Origin of the sequence: Gemella sanguinis ATCC 700632 (assembly GCF_000701685.1) — a bacterium.
GTDB classification, from domain to species: domain Bacteria; phylum Bacillota; class Bacilli; order Staphylococcales; family Gemellaceae; genus Gemella; species Gemella sanguinis.
In genome coordinates, this window is record NZ_JNJO01000002.1 from 67458 (window position 1) to 82756 (window position 15299).

The following is a 15299-nucleotide window of genomic DNA, read 5'->3' on the forward strand; positions in this document are numbered from 1 at the left end:
TCGTAATAATTATTATATTATCTATAAAATTTTTCGTCAATTATTATAATAAATATTTCTTAAATATAGCTAAAAATTACGTTATAAAAAACAGGGATTCTTGTAAGTATATATTAATTACTTGCAAAAACCCCTGTTGTATATTCTTTAAATGTTAACTATATTTCACTTATATTTTCTAACATTATTTGATCATTAGATATACTAACTTCATCATATTCGTAGTCATAATCGTCTGCAAAATCATACGAATACTCCTTGTAAAGGAACATCTCATTAGAGTAATCTAAAAACTCCTCATCTGGAGTGTTGAATTCTACCTCATTATAACTTTCATCAGCATAATCAGTTAAAATTTCATCTTCATAGTCTATTTCTGTATTGAAGTCCTGGGAATATTCATCATCTTGCGAGAACCTGGGATCTGGGGACTCCAAACTAGATAAGTTTATCGTATACATAAAATCTCCTCTTTTTCTTTATATTATATTTTTATTAATTATACAAAAAATATTTGAACTTTACAAGCAAAAACTATGTATTTTTTAAAATAATTTTTCTTATTTCATTTAATGCTTCAACGCTTGCTCTTGTACGAATTAGCTCTCTATTTCCAACAAATTCTACCTCAGCAACATTTATATCACCTTTGTAATATGTCGCTATATATACTAATCCAACAGGCTTTCCACTCTCATCACTATTTGGACCAGCAATTCCTGTAGTTGCTACTGCTATATCACTATTAAGTCTTTTGGCAATACCTTGAACCATCTCTTTAGCTGTCTGCTCACTAACTGCTCCATATTTTTCTAAAGTTTCCTCTTTCACACCTAAAGCAGAAACTTTAGATTTATTAGAATAGCAAACTATACCTTCTAATAATGAGCTTGAAATACCACTTTTATCTACTAACATAGAAGTTAGTCTTCCACCAGTTAGTGATTCAGCAATTGAGATAGTAAGCTCGTTTTCTATAAGTAATCCAGCTACTACATTATGTAGTTCTGTTTGACTAGAAGATATATCTTCTCCTCCAACTAAATAGATTTTATCTCCTACTATTTCTTCTATCTCTTTAAGTTGAGCATCTATTAATTTTTCACATTCCTCAATTGAATCTGCACTAGCAGTTATTCTTAATAATACCTCCCCTGTTTTTGCATATAGAGCTAGAGTAGGATTATCTTGGCTATCTAAAATATGCTTAATTTTTGTCTCAAGTAGTGATTCTCCTATTCCATAGAAACGTACATATTTAGAAACAAATTTTTTAGTACTAAATTTTTGAAGATATGGTCTTACGCTTTTTTCAAACATATCTTTCATTTCTCTAGGTGGCCCAGGCATTAATATAATTCTTTTATTTTCTTCTTCTAAAATTATACCAGGTGCTGTTCCACAAAAGTTCTCTAATATAATTGCTCCATCAGGTATCATTGCTTGTTTTTTGTTATTATTAGTTACCGTACTCATTCCAGAACGCGCAATTCTTTCTAGTATTTTTACCCATGAGTATTCATGAAAATAAAAATCACGACCAAAATATTCTGCAGCACATTCTTTTGTGATATCATCATCGGTAGGACCTAATCCTCCAGTAATAATAACCGTATCATTTTCTGAAAATGCTGTTTTTAGAGTATCAATCAATCTATCATGATTGTCACCAACTGTAGTATGACGATATACTCCTATACCTAGTGCTGCTAATTCTTTTGATAAGTATGCAGTATTAGTATTTACTATATCCCCTAATAATAATTCTGTTCCTACAGAAACTAGTTCAACTCTCATTTTTTATTCCTCCATTCAAGTAAAAAACTTCTATTTTTTTATAAAAAAGAAATTTTATTAACCACTAATTATATTCTACATCAATGAGGGAAAAAAATAAAGACCATATACTTGATGGCCTTTATCATTCAAATTTAGTATTTGAATTTTATTTATTTTGCATTCTTCTTCCTTTTTTGTCGAAGAATTTTTTATCAGTACTACGTCTTTCATTTTTAGGTTTTCTATCTCTATTATCAGAGCGTCTTCTTCTATTATTTGATCTAGAAGAACCTCTTCCTTTTTCTTGTTTTCTAGGAAGTGGTTTTTCAAATGAAAGTTCAACATCAACTTCTTTTTTATCATTAATAAGCTTGTTTAATAGTACTGTTATTATTTTTTCTGCATTAGCTTCCGCTAATAATTTATTAGCTAAACTATTTAATTCTACATGGTTATCTGAAAGTTCAGATACTACTTCCTCAAATAATCTGTTTTGTCGTGCTTTTTTAACCTCTTCTTTTGTATATGGTCTAAGCATTTTCATTCTTTCACCACGAGAATTTTCTATATCTTTTAGATATGGCATCTCAATTGGATTTAAGAATGTTACCGCAACACCAGATTTCCCTGCTCTACCTGTTCTACCTATTCTGTGTGTATAGCTTTCTGTGTCTTGAGGAATGTCAAAGTTGTAAACATGTGTTACATCACTAATATCTATCCCACGTGCTGCTACATCTGTAGCTACTAATATTTGTAATGAATTATTTTTAAATTTACGTAAGATTTCTAAACGTTTAGATTGTGTGATATCTCCGTGTAACCCTTCAGCTAAGTAACCTTTTGCGATTAAAGCACTAGATAATTCATCTACTCTTCGTTTAGTACGTCCAAAGACAATTGCTAAATTAGGGTTTTGAACATCTAAAAATCCAATCAATGTTTCTAATTTTTCATTTTCTCTAGCTATTGTTGCATATTCTTTGATGTCTGGATTTAAATCCTCATCACTCATTGTTTTTATAAGTTTATAGTCTTTCATAAAGTCTTTAGAAAGTTCCATAATTGTTTTTGGCATAGTAGCTGAGAATAATAATGTTTGGTGATTTGATGTTATTTTAGATAGGATAAATCTCACATCTTCTATGAATCCCATATTTAACATTTCATCAGCCTCATCTAATACTAGATGTGTTAAATTATCTAGTTTCAATGTTCTTCTATTGATATGATCAATTACTCTACCTGGTGTACCTACAACTATTTGTGGACGTTTTTTAAGGTCTTGTATTTGTCGTTCAATACTTGTTCCACCAAAAATTATGCTTACTTTTAATCCTTTAGCACGTGCCATTAATCTTAGTTGCTCACCAACTTGTTGTGCTAATTCTCTTGTAGGAGCTAACACTAGTGATTGTAGTTCTTCACTTCTTCTTACAATGTCTACGATTGGTATCCCAAATGCACCAGTTTTTCCTGACCCTGTTTGCGCTTGGGCTAGAATATCAATTCCCGAAAATACGTATGGAATTGTTTCTGTTTGAATACCAGTAGGAGATTGGAAGTTCATTTTTGAAAGTGATTCTACTACTTCTCTACTGACTCCTAATTCTTCAAATGTTGTCATTTATTTCTCCTTGTTTTCTCATTTTTATATACTCTTTTTTATATAACTAGATTATTATATCATATTTAATTAAGTAAGTACATCGATTTCACACTGATTTTCAAAAAAATAAAGAGGATAGCATTTCTACTATCCTCTTTACCGCTTACATATTACTATCAGTTAATTCATTAATTGATTTAGCCATTTTTGCAATACTATCTCCAGAATGGCTTAAATTATTAGTGTAAATTAACAACATATAATCTTCATTTCCAAATACTATTGCTGTATCATGCATATATGTACTTATTCCACCATATTTACTAGCTATTTTTTTATTTGGAATTCCTTTTTTTATCCACTCGCTATCTTCTGAGTTTTCTAAGTATTCAAGAAGTTTTGTATAACTATCTCTCTCATTATATAGTTTTGTCCATAATGCTTCCATCATTTTTGGTGTTACTCTATTGTTTTTGGCTTCTTTTGCTGGAAGAGTTACTCCTAGTTCAGCAAAATAGTTAATTAAAGTAGTTTGCGCACTAGAATTACTACCTGAAATCATTTTTGTCGCAGTATTATCTGAAAATTGAATCATATTTTGGATAACATAATCAAGTTTGTAGCTACTTTTTTTAGGTTTGTTAGTAATATCTCCTGCACCTTCCTCTAGGTCACTACTATTATATGGTATATCTGTATCTTCTGATAGTTCACCTTTTTTGATTCTATCGTAAACTTTCATAGCATAGGCAACTTTTACTGTACTTGCTGCAGTAAAATACTTATCATCATTTACAGCATATCTATAACCCGTTGAAAAGTTTTTGTATACTATTCCAATTTCATTATTACCTTTATATTTTGCTATTATTTTATTCATAGCTTCATCTAACTCAATTTTACTCATTTTTTTCTTTTCTTGAGCTGGTTGTTGTTCTTTTTCTTGTTCTTTCTGTTCACTATTATCTATTTGTTGAACACTATTATTCTGACCTTTTTCAGCATCTTTTTTTGCTTTTAAATATTCTCCAGCTGAAAAAACAACATAGGTCATTAATATTACTACAGATGTTTCAATAAAGAACTTTAATATTCTTTTAAATATTTTTTTCATTTTCTCTTTTTCTCACTTCCTTCGCCAAAACACTCATAATATAAGTTTACTACAGTTTTTTTAGTACATCAATAATTTTTTTTTGAATATTCTTAAAAAATTTATATCCACAAAATAAAGATACCTTTATCTTTTTATATTAGGTACCTTTATTATAGATATTAAAGTTTCGATTTTAAATAAAAATCTTGTTCTGAAATTTTCTTAAATCCTACTTTTTCATACATATATTTAGGTGTATCATTAGCATCTGCAACTAAAACTATATTAGCCTTATTTTCATTTTTTATAGCATAGCTTAATAGTTGCATTGCTATACCCCTTCTTCTATATTCTTTACTAACATAAAGATTATCTATTTCAAAATAATCTGTTTTTACTATAATGTTTACAGCAGCAACAATTTTATCTTCATCTTTTGCTACTAATTGTTTAATATTTTCTGAACGAATCTCATCATACAGTAATTCCTGATTATGTTCTGCCCATTCTTCATTACTTGATTCAATATCAATTTTATACTGGAATTTTAAATATTTACTAAGATCTTTCTTTTGTAAATATTCTACAGTATACTCTGTTTCCTCTTGCTCTATAAAATCATTAATATCTAAGTGATATAAATCCAAATTAATTTCATTATACCCCTGTTTTTTTAAATATTTATTAAGTTTTTTAGGAAGACTAGTATTTTCTGAGGAAGCAATATGAATAAAATCAACACCTTTATCACGGAAAAAGTTTCGACAAGACGTTATATAATATTCTAAGTCTTCTATAGTTTCCGCTTCTTTCTTCATAAGAAGATAATTACCACTAAAGTTTAATTTAGATTTTAATGTTTGATAAATAACATATCTATCCGTTTCAACTGCTACTTTTGCTTTTGAATAAATATTTTTAAAACTATAATTCATATTACACCTCCATTCTACTATTATTATTTTTTCTTAATGATGATGACCATGAGGTCCATGGTGATGCTCAAAATGCTTAATTATTTCTAGAATTTCTTGATTTCCAGTTAAGGCATAAACATTTTTCAATGTCTCAGGATATGTAGGTTCATCATGTAATAATTCGTAATATCTTATAGCTTCTTCTGCAACAAAATCGATGTAATCCTCTTCTTCAGATAGTGCATTTAGTGCTGCTCCTAAAAGAATAGGATCATCTTGGATTAATGCATGTTGAGTATATAACTCATGAATTTTATCATATTCATATAAAGATTTCAATGCATTTATAGAAATAAATAGAGTTTCTTCTGAAATTCCCATTGAAGTTAGTACATTTTTCATTAAGTTTCTTGTTTTATCATATTCACGATCTTCTTTATATAAAGAGATTAAGTGTAAGTATGCACTCATTGCTAAACCTTGTAACTCTATGTATTTCTCAAGGTATTTTTTAGCTTCATCTCCTTTAGACATATGTCCTAGATGTAAGTATGCTTCTGGGAAATCTGGAGCTATTGAAATAATTTTTAATAAGCACAATTTAGAATTTTCTAAATCTTGCATTTGGTTGTAAGCAAATGCTGCTGCAAATATTACATTTGGATCTTCATAATCTTTACCATAATCTTTATAAAAATTAATTGCCTCTTCAAACATACCTAAAGCTATTAAGTTATCAAACGCTACTTGGAAATTTTCTAATGATGGTTCTTCATGGTATATTTTTTCGCTCATGTCTTTTGCTTTTTCTTCACGACCTGTTTCCAAATAAATTGCAACTAATTCTTTATCTATAGCTCTAACGGCTTCTTTTACATCTGTTAGTTCTCTAGCACGAACAAATTTTTCTTCTGCAATTTCAAAAAGTTCATCTTCCTTATAGATTAATCCTTCTAAATACAATACAGCAGGTGTCTTCGGTGAATTATAAAGAACCACTAACGCTTCATCTTTTTTATCTAGATACATTAAGTTGTGGACATAACTTTCTATCGCTGCATCATCTTCTTTATTTTGATTATAAATAACTTCTGATAATTCTAATGCTTTGTCAAATAAACCATTGTCTAATAATATAGTTCGAAAACTTTCTTGTTGTTCTCTATCAATCGATTCAAAGTCAATATTTTCTAATTCATTTAAAAATTGTTCTATTTCCATTCTAATTTTCTCTCCTTGCTAATCTATTCATAATAAAGATTAATTCTTTATTTACTTCTTCATTTATTTCAGCAATACTGTTTTCTGCTTTATCTAAATATCTTTGACTAATACTTAGAGTTTCATCTAAAATATCTTTATTATTTTTAATATAATCTATAATCACATTTTTTTTCTCAAGATTAATACTTCTATTAAAATCTAAAAATAAATTTTCGTTTTTCTCTTTAGCTATTAGGGCAGGTAGCGTTATATTACCGTTAACAAGATCCTGACCAGTTTCTTTTCCTAATGAGGCAGTTCCTCCAGCAAAGTCTAAATAGTCGTCAATTATTTGATAACTCATTCCTAAATAGTACCCAAATCTATAACTACTATCTACATCTTCTTTTTTAGCTCCTGAAATTATGCTTCCAGAAACTGTAGCAAAAGCAATTAAAATAGCAGTTTTTCTTTTAATTTTCCTCAAATAATCTAAGCGTCTTGTATTTAAATTATACAAACCATCTTCTTGAATTAATTCTCCTATACAGAGCTCTTTTAATGTGGTTGCTAAATAACTATGTATAAGCTCATTTTCAAATTCTGAAACTTCCCTTAGGACAATTGAAAAAAGATAGTCACCAACTAAAAGGGCAAACTCATCTCCAAACTCTTTATTTAAAGTAATATTTCCTCTTCTAGTTTCAGCTTTATCTATTATATCATCATGAATAAGACTAGCCGTATGGATAATTTCAACAATGCTAGCCATTCGTATAATATTCTTTTTATTGTTATTAAAGTCCCCTAGTTTCGAGCAAATCAACAGAAGCAATACCCTAACTCGCTTCCCTCCTGCTGAAAAGTACTTTTTTATTACCTGATTTAATTTTTCATCTTCACTTTTAGTAATAACAAAAATATCTTCTAGGACTTCCTGAACTAGTTCATCATATTGTTTTAACATTGTTTTCTCCATCTATAAGCTAGTTAATTCTGTCAAATCTTTATCTTCAAACGTAAAATTATAAAATCTAAACCATACTTCAATTATATTAATAACGAACTTATTTAAGCTAATATTATTATTAATTAAATCTAAATATCCTTTTTTCATAACATTTGTTAACAATTTTAATTTATCTAAATCATTTTGAAGTAAACTATAATATTCAAAGCTATAGTAATCACCTAATAATAAAGATGTTGTAGATATATCTTTTACATCCTTCTTATAGTGCTCATAAACTGCACTTAATGCACAAAATATAGCTAAGTTATAATTTTCATTATTAAAATTATTCTTATTTATGAATTGTGTAATATTTAATTTTTTTATTACTTCGTTATTATAATTATATCTCACAATAGTTTATCCTTCTACAATTTATCTCTCTAAATTATACCATATAATCCCCATTAATAAAAATTTCATATACTATTTTATCCATATTATCTTCACTTTTGCAAATAAAATATAAATTAATTCTTAGAAATTAAAAATAAGATTACCTAAATTAAAAATTTAATGTAATCTTATTTCTATTAATTTTTTATAGATAATTAACTCTCTCTATATGTTCTTGATTTAAACCTAAAGGTGCTGGTTCTTTTCTAACAAATAGCATTATTGCAGCTATAAAGTGTAATAAATAACAAGGTATTAATACTCCTCCTGAAGTAATTGCTGTTATTATTGCAACTAGTAAAAGTAATACACCGGCAACAATACGTTTTTTTATTGTAATTGTCGCTATTATCGCAATAATAGTTAATACTATATAAAATACTGTATAATACTTAAGCCCCAATGCCATCTGATTAATTAACTCATCTGCTGTGTAACCGATATTGGTATTTGGACGTTTTGCTAATTCTTCTTTAAATTTAACAACAAATCCTTGATCATGCAGTATATCTCTACTGTGCATATACCAAAGTACTCCAGTAAACAATATTAAAAATACATTTGCTATCCAAGACAATACTTTTTCTACTGTTCTTTTAAAAGGTTTCATATTTCACAACTCCAATCATTATTTAAATTTATATTATTATCCTCTTTTTTTCTTTGAAACTGCAGTAAAATCACTAGATGCTAATGCTGCTTGAACAATAAATACTACAACTAACACTACTATATGTTGTCTAACAAATTCTCTATTGATAAATGCTTCAAATAGTAGGAACGCTAATAATACATAGTTAGCAAATACTATACTTGTACCATAATCTTTTTTACCATTTACTAATTCTTTATTAAAAACTTTTATTAAAAACGGTAAGCCAATAATTACTAATAATCCTAATGAAATTATTATTGTATTTGTGCTAAAATCAGTGTAACCTTTGCTGACCATATAAACTATTCCTGCTAGAACAAATATTCTAAATCCCAACTCAACAAGATGTTTTATCATTTTAATTTCCTCCTTACTCTTAAAAGTGATTATAAATACAAAATTTAATTACTTATATTATTAATTCATATAAGTATATTATACTAATTTTTTCATTTATATACTAGCTTTTTAAGATTAATTTTATATTTTTTAAAATAAAAATAGAACTTAAAACTATTTTTATTTTAAGTTCTATCTATTATTTTATCTTCTATCATCTAATGTGAATCGCATTTCTATTTCGAAAATTCCATCTTCTGGAGCATAAGCTTTTATTACTTCTTTGTGTTTTTCAGCTATTAGTTTAGCCATAGATAAACCAATACCATAGCCTTTTATAGTACTATTTCTAGATTCATCCAAACGGTAAAATCTATCAAATACTTTTCTTAAATCACCTTTTTTAACACTAGCTTTATTAGAAATTTTCATTGTGGCATATTTTTTATTTTTCTTTAGGGTTACATTAATATTCGTTTCTTTAGTAGCATATTTTATTGCATTTTCTAATAATATGTCCATTAGTTGAACAATAGCTTGTTGTTCCCCTCTATAAAATATGTTATTATCAATATCTGCGTTAAAATGTTTCTTTTGGAAACTCGCAAGTTCTTCAAAATCATCGATTCTTACATGTAATGCCTCAGATAAGTTAAATTTAACTTTTTCTACTGTATCTTTTTCTTCCATACGACTAAACACTACTAGACTATTTACTAAACTAGTTAATCTATCAACTTGGTTTTGAATATTTTTCGTCCATTTTGAGTCTCCATTTTCCAACTCTAGTACATCGGTATTAGAGCGTATTATCGCTAATGGTGTTTTTAATTCATGACTCGCATCAGTAATAAATTGCTTTTGTTTTTGGTAACTTTGTTGAATAGGTGCTATTACTTTTTTAGAAATTAATACTAATAAAATAAAAACTGAAAGAATAACTATTAACGAAACAATAATACTATTTCTCATAAACGCATGGAATGAATCTAAATCACGCTGAGTATTTAATAATAATACTAAGTTACCTGCATCATTATTTACTTTTAAATATCTATATGTTCCAACATAACCACTAGTATCAGATTCTTTTAAAGCCTCTGTTACTAGCTTTTGAAGGTCATCTTTACCTTTAATTAACACGTCATCACGATATGAACGAATTACATTTTTATTTTCATCTATTTTAGCGATGGAGAATCCATTATTGTTCGGCGTTTTTGAAGCTGTATTTTTTGTAACTATCATATCTTCTTCACCATCACTAAAAATAGTTACTAGGGCTGAGGATTTTGATGCTTCATATAATGAATCATCTACCCTCTGCCCCATTTTGTAATAGTTAATAAAGTTCAAAGTACTCGCCATTAAAATTATTACTACCGCTACACTAGCTACTGATGTTGCAACAAACTTTCTTCTAAGACTCTTAAACATCTACTATCTCCAATGTGTACCCAACATTTCTAGTTGCTTTAATTTGTACATTCGCATCTAATGCTTTTAATTTTTTTCTTAAATATGAAATATTAACCCATACTACATTTATTTCTGAATCACTATCGTAACCCCAGATTCTTTCTAAAAATTGCTCCGTTTGAATTACATTACCTGGATTACGCATTAGCATTTCCATCATTTGATATTCTTTATTAGATAATCTCACCTTATCTTTTTCAGTAGAAAGCTCAAAAGTATATTTACTTAGACTTACATTCCCAAGTTCTAAAACATTACTAGTGAATGTTGTCTGTCTTCTTGTCATTGAACGAACTCTAGCTAACAACTCCTTAATTACAAATGGTTTTGTTAGGTAATCATCAGCACCGCTGTCTAAACCATATACTTTGTCTTCTATCTCTGATTTTGCAGTAAGTAATAATACTGGTGTGCTTTTCTTATTTTCCCTTAATTTTTGAACTACTGTTACGCCGTCCATCTTAGGCATCATAACATCTAATATTGCTCCATCATAGTCATCCAACATTAGATAGTCTAAGGCGTCTTGTCCATTATCTACAGTATCAACCGAGTAATTATTGTGTTTTAGCATTGCTTCGAGTGCATCAGCCAAATCTCTTTCATCTTCTGCAAGTAATACCCTCATTCCTTACACTCCAATCTATAATATATTTCATTCTAATTATAGTAAAAGTAACTAAAATCAAGTTTAAAGAACTAATATTATTTACATAACTTACCAAAATTAATGAAGTAAGTTTTTTGTAACCTTACTTCATTATAAGTTTATTTTCTACCAATTAATAAACCACTTTGGATATAGTCTTTCATCCCTTTACCATAACCCCATTTTTCAGCATATTCATCTGTTACATCAGAATTAATAATTTGGAACTTTGTAAATCCTGCTTTTTTTATTATATTCGCCATCTCTTCTTCCAGAAGAGCACCTGCAACTCAAGTACAGTACAGCTTTTCAGAGTTTTTCCATTCTGTTGGTAATTCTTGTTTAAGAAGAATATCAGATATTACAAACATACCATCATCTTTTAGTATTCGATATATTTCATCATATACTTTTTGTTTATCAGGTTCTAAGTTAATAACACAGTTACTTATTACTCTATCTACTGAATTATCTTCTAAAGGAATATCAATTAATTCTCCTTTTATAAACTCAATGTTATCGAACTTCTTATTGTCTCGAACTTTTTTAGCTTTTTCTAACATAGAATCTAATCTATCAAGCCCATATAAAGTTCCTACTTTTGGATTTTTCATCTTTGTAATAAAGATATCCATTCCTGCTCCACAACCTAAGTCAATAAGAGATTGACCTTCTTTTATTTTCAAATGATTAACTGGGTTTCCACATGATAACCCCATATTAATTTCGTCAGGAAACTCATTAATAATTTTTTCATCATAACCTAATGACTTACTTAGTTGTTTAGGGTCAATTTTAGTTTTTTGTTTTTTCTTTGAAATATTATCATAAAAAGAATCTACAGATAATCTAATTTTTAAATTATTATTTGACATGCATCTTCCTCCTCTAAGAATATAGTTGCTTGAATCAGCATCCAAGCAACTATTACTTATTGATATTCTACCATAATTATTATTTTTTTACTAAAATTACAGCTTAACGATTTCTCTATATCTAAATGTAGGATTTGGTCGTCCAGGAATAAGTGCATTAAGTTTTTCTTGTTTATAACCTACAGCACTGAATACTCTTTCTACTTCTTCTTTAACTATTTCTACTAAAGTATCTGGGTGCACTTCAACACGTGCATTAACTGTTAAGTACACATCATCACTTTTACTATCTAGAGTACGTAAACTTCCAGTTTCTTTTTTACCAACGATATTACCTACAATACCTTCGTTTTTACCTTGTAATAAGAATTTAACGTGTCCTACGTTTAATCCTTGTGAGTCAAAACGTTCACCTAAATTAGCTAGAAATGCAGCCGCAAGTTCATTGAAGTTTTCTTCTTTCGCTACACTATATGTTCCATTTAACCAACCAAATAGCGCTTCCCCATCAGCATATGTATCATAGTCAACTTCAACTATTCTACGTCCTACTTCTTTTTCACTATTAACGATATAGTTAAACCATTCATCTAGTCCTTCACCAGTTTTAACACTTGCTGTAAGTACATTTTCATTGTTGAATTCTTTTTTAGTTTGTTCTACTAATTCAGATAACTCAGCTTCTGATAATAAGTCTGTTTTATTAATTAAGATTACATCTGCTTCTTCAAATTGTTTATAGATAATATAATCTCCAGGATTTGAGTGATCTTTTAGTACAGCTCTTAGGCGAGTTGGATCTGCTAATGCTGTTAATTGTTTTAAATTAACTTTATCGCTATATTTTTCTTTTAATGGTTGCATAATTGTTGCAGATAAATCTGTACAACTACCAACAGGTTCAGCTAAAATAATATCACTGTTATTAGCTTCTTGAAGGTGTGCAATTGCTTCAGCAAATCCACCAAAGTTACAGCAGAAACAGCTTCCACTTACTTCTTCAACAATATCATTATTTGTTTCTAAAAATGAAGTATCTACTAATTCACTAGCTTGGTCATTAGTAATTAATCCTACTTTACGTCCTTTTGAGTTCAAACGTTTTGCAACTTCCCATAAAAGACTAGTTTTCCCAGCTCCTAAAAAGCCACCTACTAAAATTAAATCTGTTTTGTTTGACATATTAACTCTCTCCTTTAGTTAAAAGTATATTTTATTTGTGTGATTTTATTTATTTAGTTCTGATTGTTTTTTCATAGCTGGCTCTAATACTTTTGTAAAGAAATATCCAGCTAGAATACCACCAATAAGTGGTGCAAGAATATATACCCAGAAGAAGCCTCCACTTGAGTCTGGGAATGCTGCACTACCCCAACCGAACATCCACGCTACTAAACGTGGTGCGAAGTCACGTGTTGGGTTCATACCAGCTTGTGTAATTGATGCTAATAGCGCAAGAAGTGATCCTACTGTTAACCCTATTAAAATTGGAGCTGTATTATCATTTGGTCTTCCTACATTTGCACCTTCTGTAAATAAGAAAATAATAAGTACTAATAAAAACGTTCCTAAAGCCTCTACTGCAAAAGCAAGTGGCATAGATATATTATATCCACCTGGTTGGTTATAATATTCACCAAACATTTTCGCTGTTGTTACAGATTCAAAAGTACCTCTAACAATATTTTTCTTAGCTTCATATTGAGCTATTGATGAACCATATATGCCATAAACTGTTAAAGCTCCTAATAATGAACCTATAAATTGTCCTGCTACATAAGTTGGTAATCTCTTTGCACTCATACGACCTGTTAGTACCATAGCTACTGAAACCGCTGGGTTAAAGTGAGCGTTACTTAGATGTCTAGTCATATAAATACCAAAAGTTACTGCTAATGCCCAAATCATACCAATTTGGAATAAACTTTGATGAGCATCATATAGGACAGCTGCTGCCACCGCACCTGTTCCAAAAAGAACTAAGACAAATGACCCAATTAACTCTCCTAAAAAATCATTTTTTAAAGAATAATTTTGCATTAAAGTTTTATCTCCTTTTCATATATTAATATAATTGCATTATACCGAAAAAACAATAATATTTGAACTATTATTTTTTGTTATGTAAATCAAAAATACTCCTTTTTTTCTAATTATTATTATAGAATCTGTATAATCAAAAATATAAAATATACTTCACTTATCATATATTTATATATGTAAATACTATAATACCAAACTAATTAAAATACTCTTAAAAAAATAATCAAAATAAATAAAATTATATTATTTTTTATTAAAATATTTATAATTAAACAATTTTCTAAGGTCAATTTACCTAATAGTTTATTTTATATTAAATTTTTATACTCTTCTTCTGTTAAATAACTAGAAATAGCACCTGTTTTTGTCGTCGTCAAGCTAGCGTAGTTTGTTGCAAAAGTAGCCATTTCCGATAATTCTTCTTCTGTTATTTCATCAAGATTATTATGATTTAATAGTTTTGATAAAAATGAACCTGCAAAAGCATCTCCTGCCCCTGTAGTATCTATTGCCCTAACATTTGGAATTTCTGTTACGGCTTTTTTATCTTGATAATATACTTCTGCTCCATGTTCTCCTTTAGTGTAAAGAACAACTTTTATGTGTGAAAAGTCTTTTTCTAGAGCTTCTTTAATATTTGTTGTACCAGTTAAAAATTCAAGTTCGTTATCAGCAACCTTGATTACATCAACATATGGTAAAAATTCTTTAATTGTTTCTAAATATACTTTTTTATCTTCCCAAAGATTAAATCTTAAGTTAACATCGAAACAAATTAGAACTCCAGCTTCTTTTGCTTTTTTTAATAAAAGATGATGGCTTTCTTTTGATTCTTCTTGAATAGCAATACTAGCAAAGTGAATTGCTTCTATTTCAGATAAATCTACTTTTTCTACATCTTCTTTACTAATTTTTAAAGCTGAAGAACCTTTGAAGTAAAAACTAAATGAACGGTCTCCTGTTTCATCTAAAGATACAAATGCTAATGGTGTAAAACTATGCCCTTTTCGGCTTACATATTTACAATCTACATTTTCTTTTCTTAAAGTATTTTCTAAGAAATCTCCGAAGCCATCTTCTCCTAATGATGTTAATAGATAACTCTTATGACCTAATTTTTGAGTGACACATGCAACATTAGCTACACATCCCCCAGCTTCTTTTTTAAAAGATTTAACAGTATCGATTTTACCTACACCTTCGCCAATAAAGTCAATTAGCATTTCTCCTATACATAAAACTGCCAT

At 28.7% G+C, this 15299-nt stretch carries 17 protein-coding genes; all 17 read right to left on the bottom strand.

All coding sequences use genetic code 11. The features are described from left to right. Positions 1-158: 158 nt before the first annotated feature. The 17 genes from T369_RS0101460 to T369_RS0101540 all read right to left on the bottom strand — a co-directional run bounded on the left by T369_RS0101460 (position 159) and on the right by T369_RS0101540 (position 15299). Positions 159-461 carry a hypothetical protein gene (locus T369_RS0101460; protein ID WP_031550788.1) on the bottom strand — a complete coding sequence of 101 codons (303 nt, stop codon included), beginning with the start codon at positions 459-461 and terminating at the stop codon, positions 159-161. A gap of 73 nt (positions 462-534) precedes the next feature. Then, positions 535-1797, bottom strand: coding sequence for a competence/damage-inducible protein A (locus T369_RS0101465; RefSeq protein ID WP_031550791.1), 1263 nt, complete (start codon positions 1795-1797; stop codon positions 535-537). A gap of 148 nt (positions 1798-1945) precedes the next feature. Then, positions 1946-3406, bottom strand: a complete 1461-nt coding sequence (locus T369_RS0101470; protein WP_031550793.1) for a DEAD/DEAH box helicase — start codon at positions 3404-3406, stop codon at positions 1946-1948. A 145-nt stretch (positions 3407-3551) separates the two neighbouring features. Further along, positions 3552-4502 carry a serine hydrolase gene (locus tag T369_RS0101475; RefSeq protein WP_031550797.1) on the bottom strand — a complete coding sequence of 317 codons (951 nt, stop codon included), beginning with the start codon at positions 4500-4502 and terminating at the stop codon, positions 3552-3554. 161 nt (positions 4503-4663) lie between these two features. Beyond that, positions 4664-5419, bottom strand: coding sequence for a GNAT family N-acetyltransferase (locus T369_RS0101480; protein WP_031550800.1), 756 nt, complete (start codon positions 5417-5419; stop codon positions 4664-4666). 33 nt (positions 5420-5452) lie between these two features. Then, positions 5453-6622 (bottom strand): tetratricopeptide repeat protein, encoded by a 1170-nt coding sequence (locus T369_RS0101485; RefSeq protein ID WP_031550803.1) that lies wholly within the window; start codon positions 6620-6622, stop codon positions 5453-5455. Position 6623: 1 nt separating this feature from the next. Then, positions 6624-7571, bottom strand: coding sequence for a polyprenyl synthetase family protein (locus T369_RS0101490; protein ID WP_031550807.1), 948 nt, complete (start codon positions 7569-7571; stop codon positions 6624-6626). A 12-nt stretch (positions 7572-7583) separates the two neighbouring features. Beyond that, positions 7584-7970, bottom strand: a complete 387-nt coding sequence (locus T369_RS0101495; RefSeq protein ID WP_081821890.1) for a hypothetical protein — start codon at positions 7968-7970, stop codon at positions 7584-7586. 187 nt (positions 7971-8157) lie between these two features. Beyond that, positions 8158-8622, bottom strand: a complete 465-nt coding sequence (locus T369_RS0101500) for a DUF4064 domain-containing protein (RefSeq protein WP_031550812.1) — start codon at positions 8620-8622, stop codon at positions 8158-8160. Between the two features lie 36 nt (positions 8623-8658). Next, positions 8659-9024 (bottom strand): hypothetical protein, encoded by a 366-nt coding sequence (locus tag T369_RS0101505; RefSeq protein WP_031550815.1) that lies wholly within the window; start codon positions 9022-9024, stop codon positions 8659-8661. A gap of 186 nt (positions 9025-9210) precedes the next feature. Then, positions 9211-10443, bottom strand: a complete 1233-nt coding sequence (locus T369_RS0101510; protein ID WP_031550818.1) for a sensor histidine kinase — start codon at positions 10441-10443, stop codon at positions 9211-9213. Continuing rightward, positions 10436-11113, bottom strand: coding sequence for a response regulator transcription factor (locus T369_RS0101515; protein ID WP_031550820.1), 678 nt, complete (start codon positions 11111-11113; stop codon positions 10436-10438). Before T369_RS0101515 ends, T369_RS0101510 begins: the two co-directional genes overlap by 8 nt. Before the next feature lie 140 nt (positions 11114-11253). Beyond that, complete coding sequence (locus T369_RS0101520; RefSeq protein WP_006363668.1) at positions 11254-11397, bottom strand: hypothetical protein; 144 nt, start codon at positions 11395-11397, stop codon at positions 11254-11256. Positions 11398-11424: 27 nt separating this feature from the next. Beyond that, positions 11425-12009 (bottom strand): methyltransferase domain-containing protein, encoded by a 585-nt coding sequence (locus T369_RS0101525; protein ID WP_031550823.1) that lies wholly within the window; start codon positions 12007-12009, stop codon positions 11425-11427. Positions 12010-12105: 96 nt separating this feature from the next. Further along, positions 12106-13191 carry a GTP-binding protein gene (locus tag T369_RS0101530; RefSeq protein ID WP_031550827.1) on the bottom strand — a complete coding sequence of 362 codons (1086 nt, stop codon included), beginning with the start codon at positions 13189-13191 and terminating at the stop codon, positions 12106-12108. Positions 13192-13236: 45 nt separating this feature from the next. Next, on the bottom strand, positions 13237-14049 hold the full coding sequence (locus tag T369_RS0101535; RefSeq protein WP_031550830.1) for an MIP/aquaporin family protein: 813 nt from the start codon (positions 14047-14049) through the stop codon (positions 13237-13239). Between the two features lie 311 nt (positions 14050-14360). After that, a complete protein-coding gene (locus T369_RS0101540) occupies positions 14361-15299 on the bottom strand; it encodes a carbohydrate kinase family protein (protein WP_031550832.1) in 939 nt (312 codons plus the stop codon).

Bases quoted from the DNA above. Each gene is read 5' to 3' on its own strand.
- T369_RS0101460 (WP_031550788.1), bottom strand. From the start codon at position 461: ATGTATACGATAAACTTATCTAGTTTGGAGTCCCCAGATCCCAGGTTC.
- T369_RS0101465 (WP_031550791.1), bottom strand. From the start codon at position 1,797: ATGAGAGTTGAACTAGTTTCTGTAGGAACAGAATTATTATTAGGGGAT.
- T369_RS0101470 (WP_031550793.1), bottom strand. From the start codon at position 3,406: ATGACAACATTTGAAGAATTAGGAGTCAGTAGAGAAGTAGTAGAATCA.
- T369_RS0101475 (WP_031550797.1), bottom strand. From the start codon at position 4,502: ATGAAAAAAATATTTAAAAGAATATTAAAGTTCTTTATTGAAACATCT.
- T369_RS0101480 (WP_031550800.1), bottom strand. From the start codon at position 5,419: ATGAATTATAGTTTTAAAAATATTTATTCAAAAGCAAAAGTAGCAGTT.
- T369_RS0101485 (WP_031550803.1), bottom strand. From the start codon at position 6,622: ATGGAAATAGAACAATTTTTAAATGAATTAGAAAATATTGACTTTGAA.
- T369_RS0101490 (WP_031550807.1), bottom strand. From the start codon at position 7,571: ATGTTAAAACAATATGATGAACTAGTTCAGGAAGTCCTAGAAGATATT.
- T369_RS0101500 (WP_031550812.1), bottom strand. From the start codon at position 8,622: ATGAAACCTTTTAAAAGAACAGTAGAAAAAGTATTGTCTTGGATAGCA.
- T369_RS0101505 (WP_031550815.1), bottom strand. From the start codon at position 9,024: ATGATAAAACATCTTGTTGAGTTGGGATTTAGAATATTTGTTCTAGCA.
- T369_RS0101510 (WP_031550818.1), bottom strand. From the start codon at position 10,443: ATGTTTAAGAGTCTTAGAAGAAAGTTTGTTGCAACATCAGTAGCTAGT.
- T369_RS0101515 (WP_031550820.1), bottom strand. From the start codon at position 11,113: ATGAGGGTATTACTTGCAGAAGATGAAAGAGATTTGGCTGATGCACTC.
- T369_RS0101520 (WP_006363668.1), bottom strand. From the start codon at position 11,397: ATGGCGAATATAATAAAAAAAGCAGGATTTACAAAGTTCCAAATTATT.
- T369_RS0101525 (WP_031550823.1), bottom strand. From the start codon at position 12,009: ATGTCAAATAATAATTTAAAAATTAGATTATCTGTAGATTCTTTTTAT.
- T369_RS0101530 (WP_031550827.1), bottom strand. From the start codon at position 13,191: ATGTCAAACAAAACAGATTTAATTTTAGTAGGTGGCTTTTTAGGAGCT.
- T369_RS0101535 (WP_031550830.1), bottom strand. From the start codon at position 14,049: ATGCAAAATTATTCTTTAAAAAATGATTTTTTAGGAGAGTTAATTGGG.
- T369_RS0101540 (WP_031550832.1), bottom strand. From the start codon at position 15,299: ATGGCAGTTTTATGTATAGGAGAAATGCTAATTGACTTTATTGGCGAA.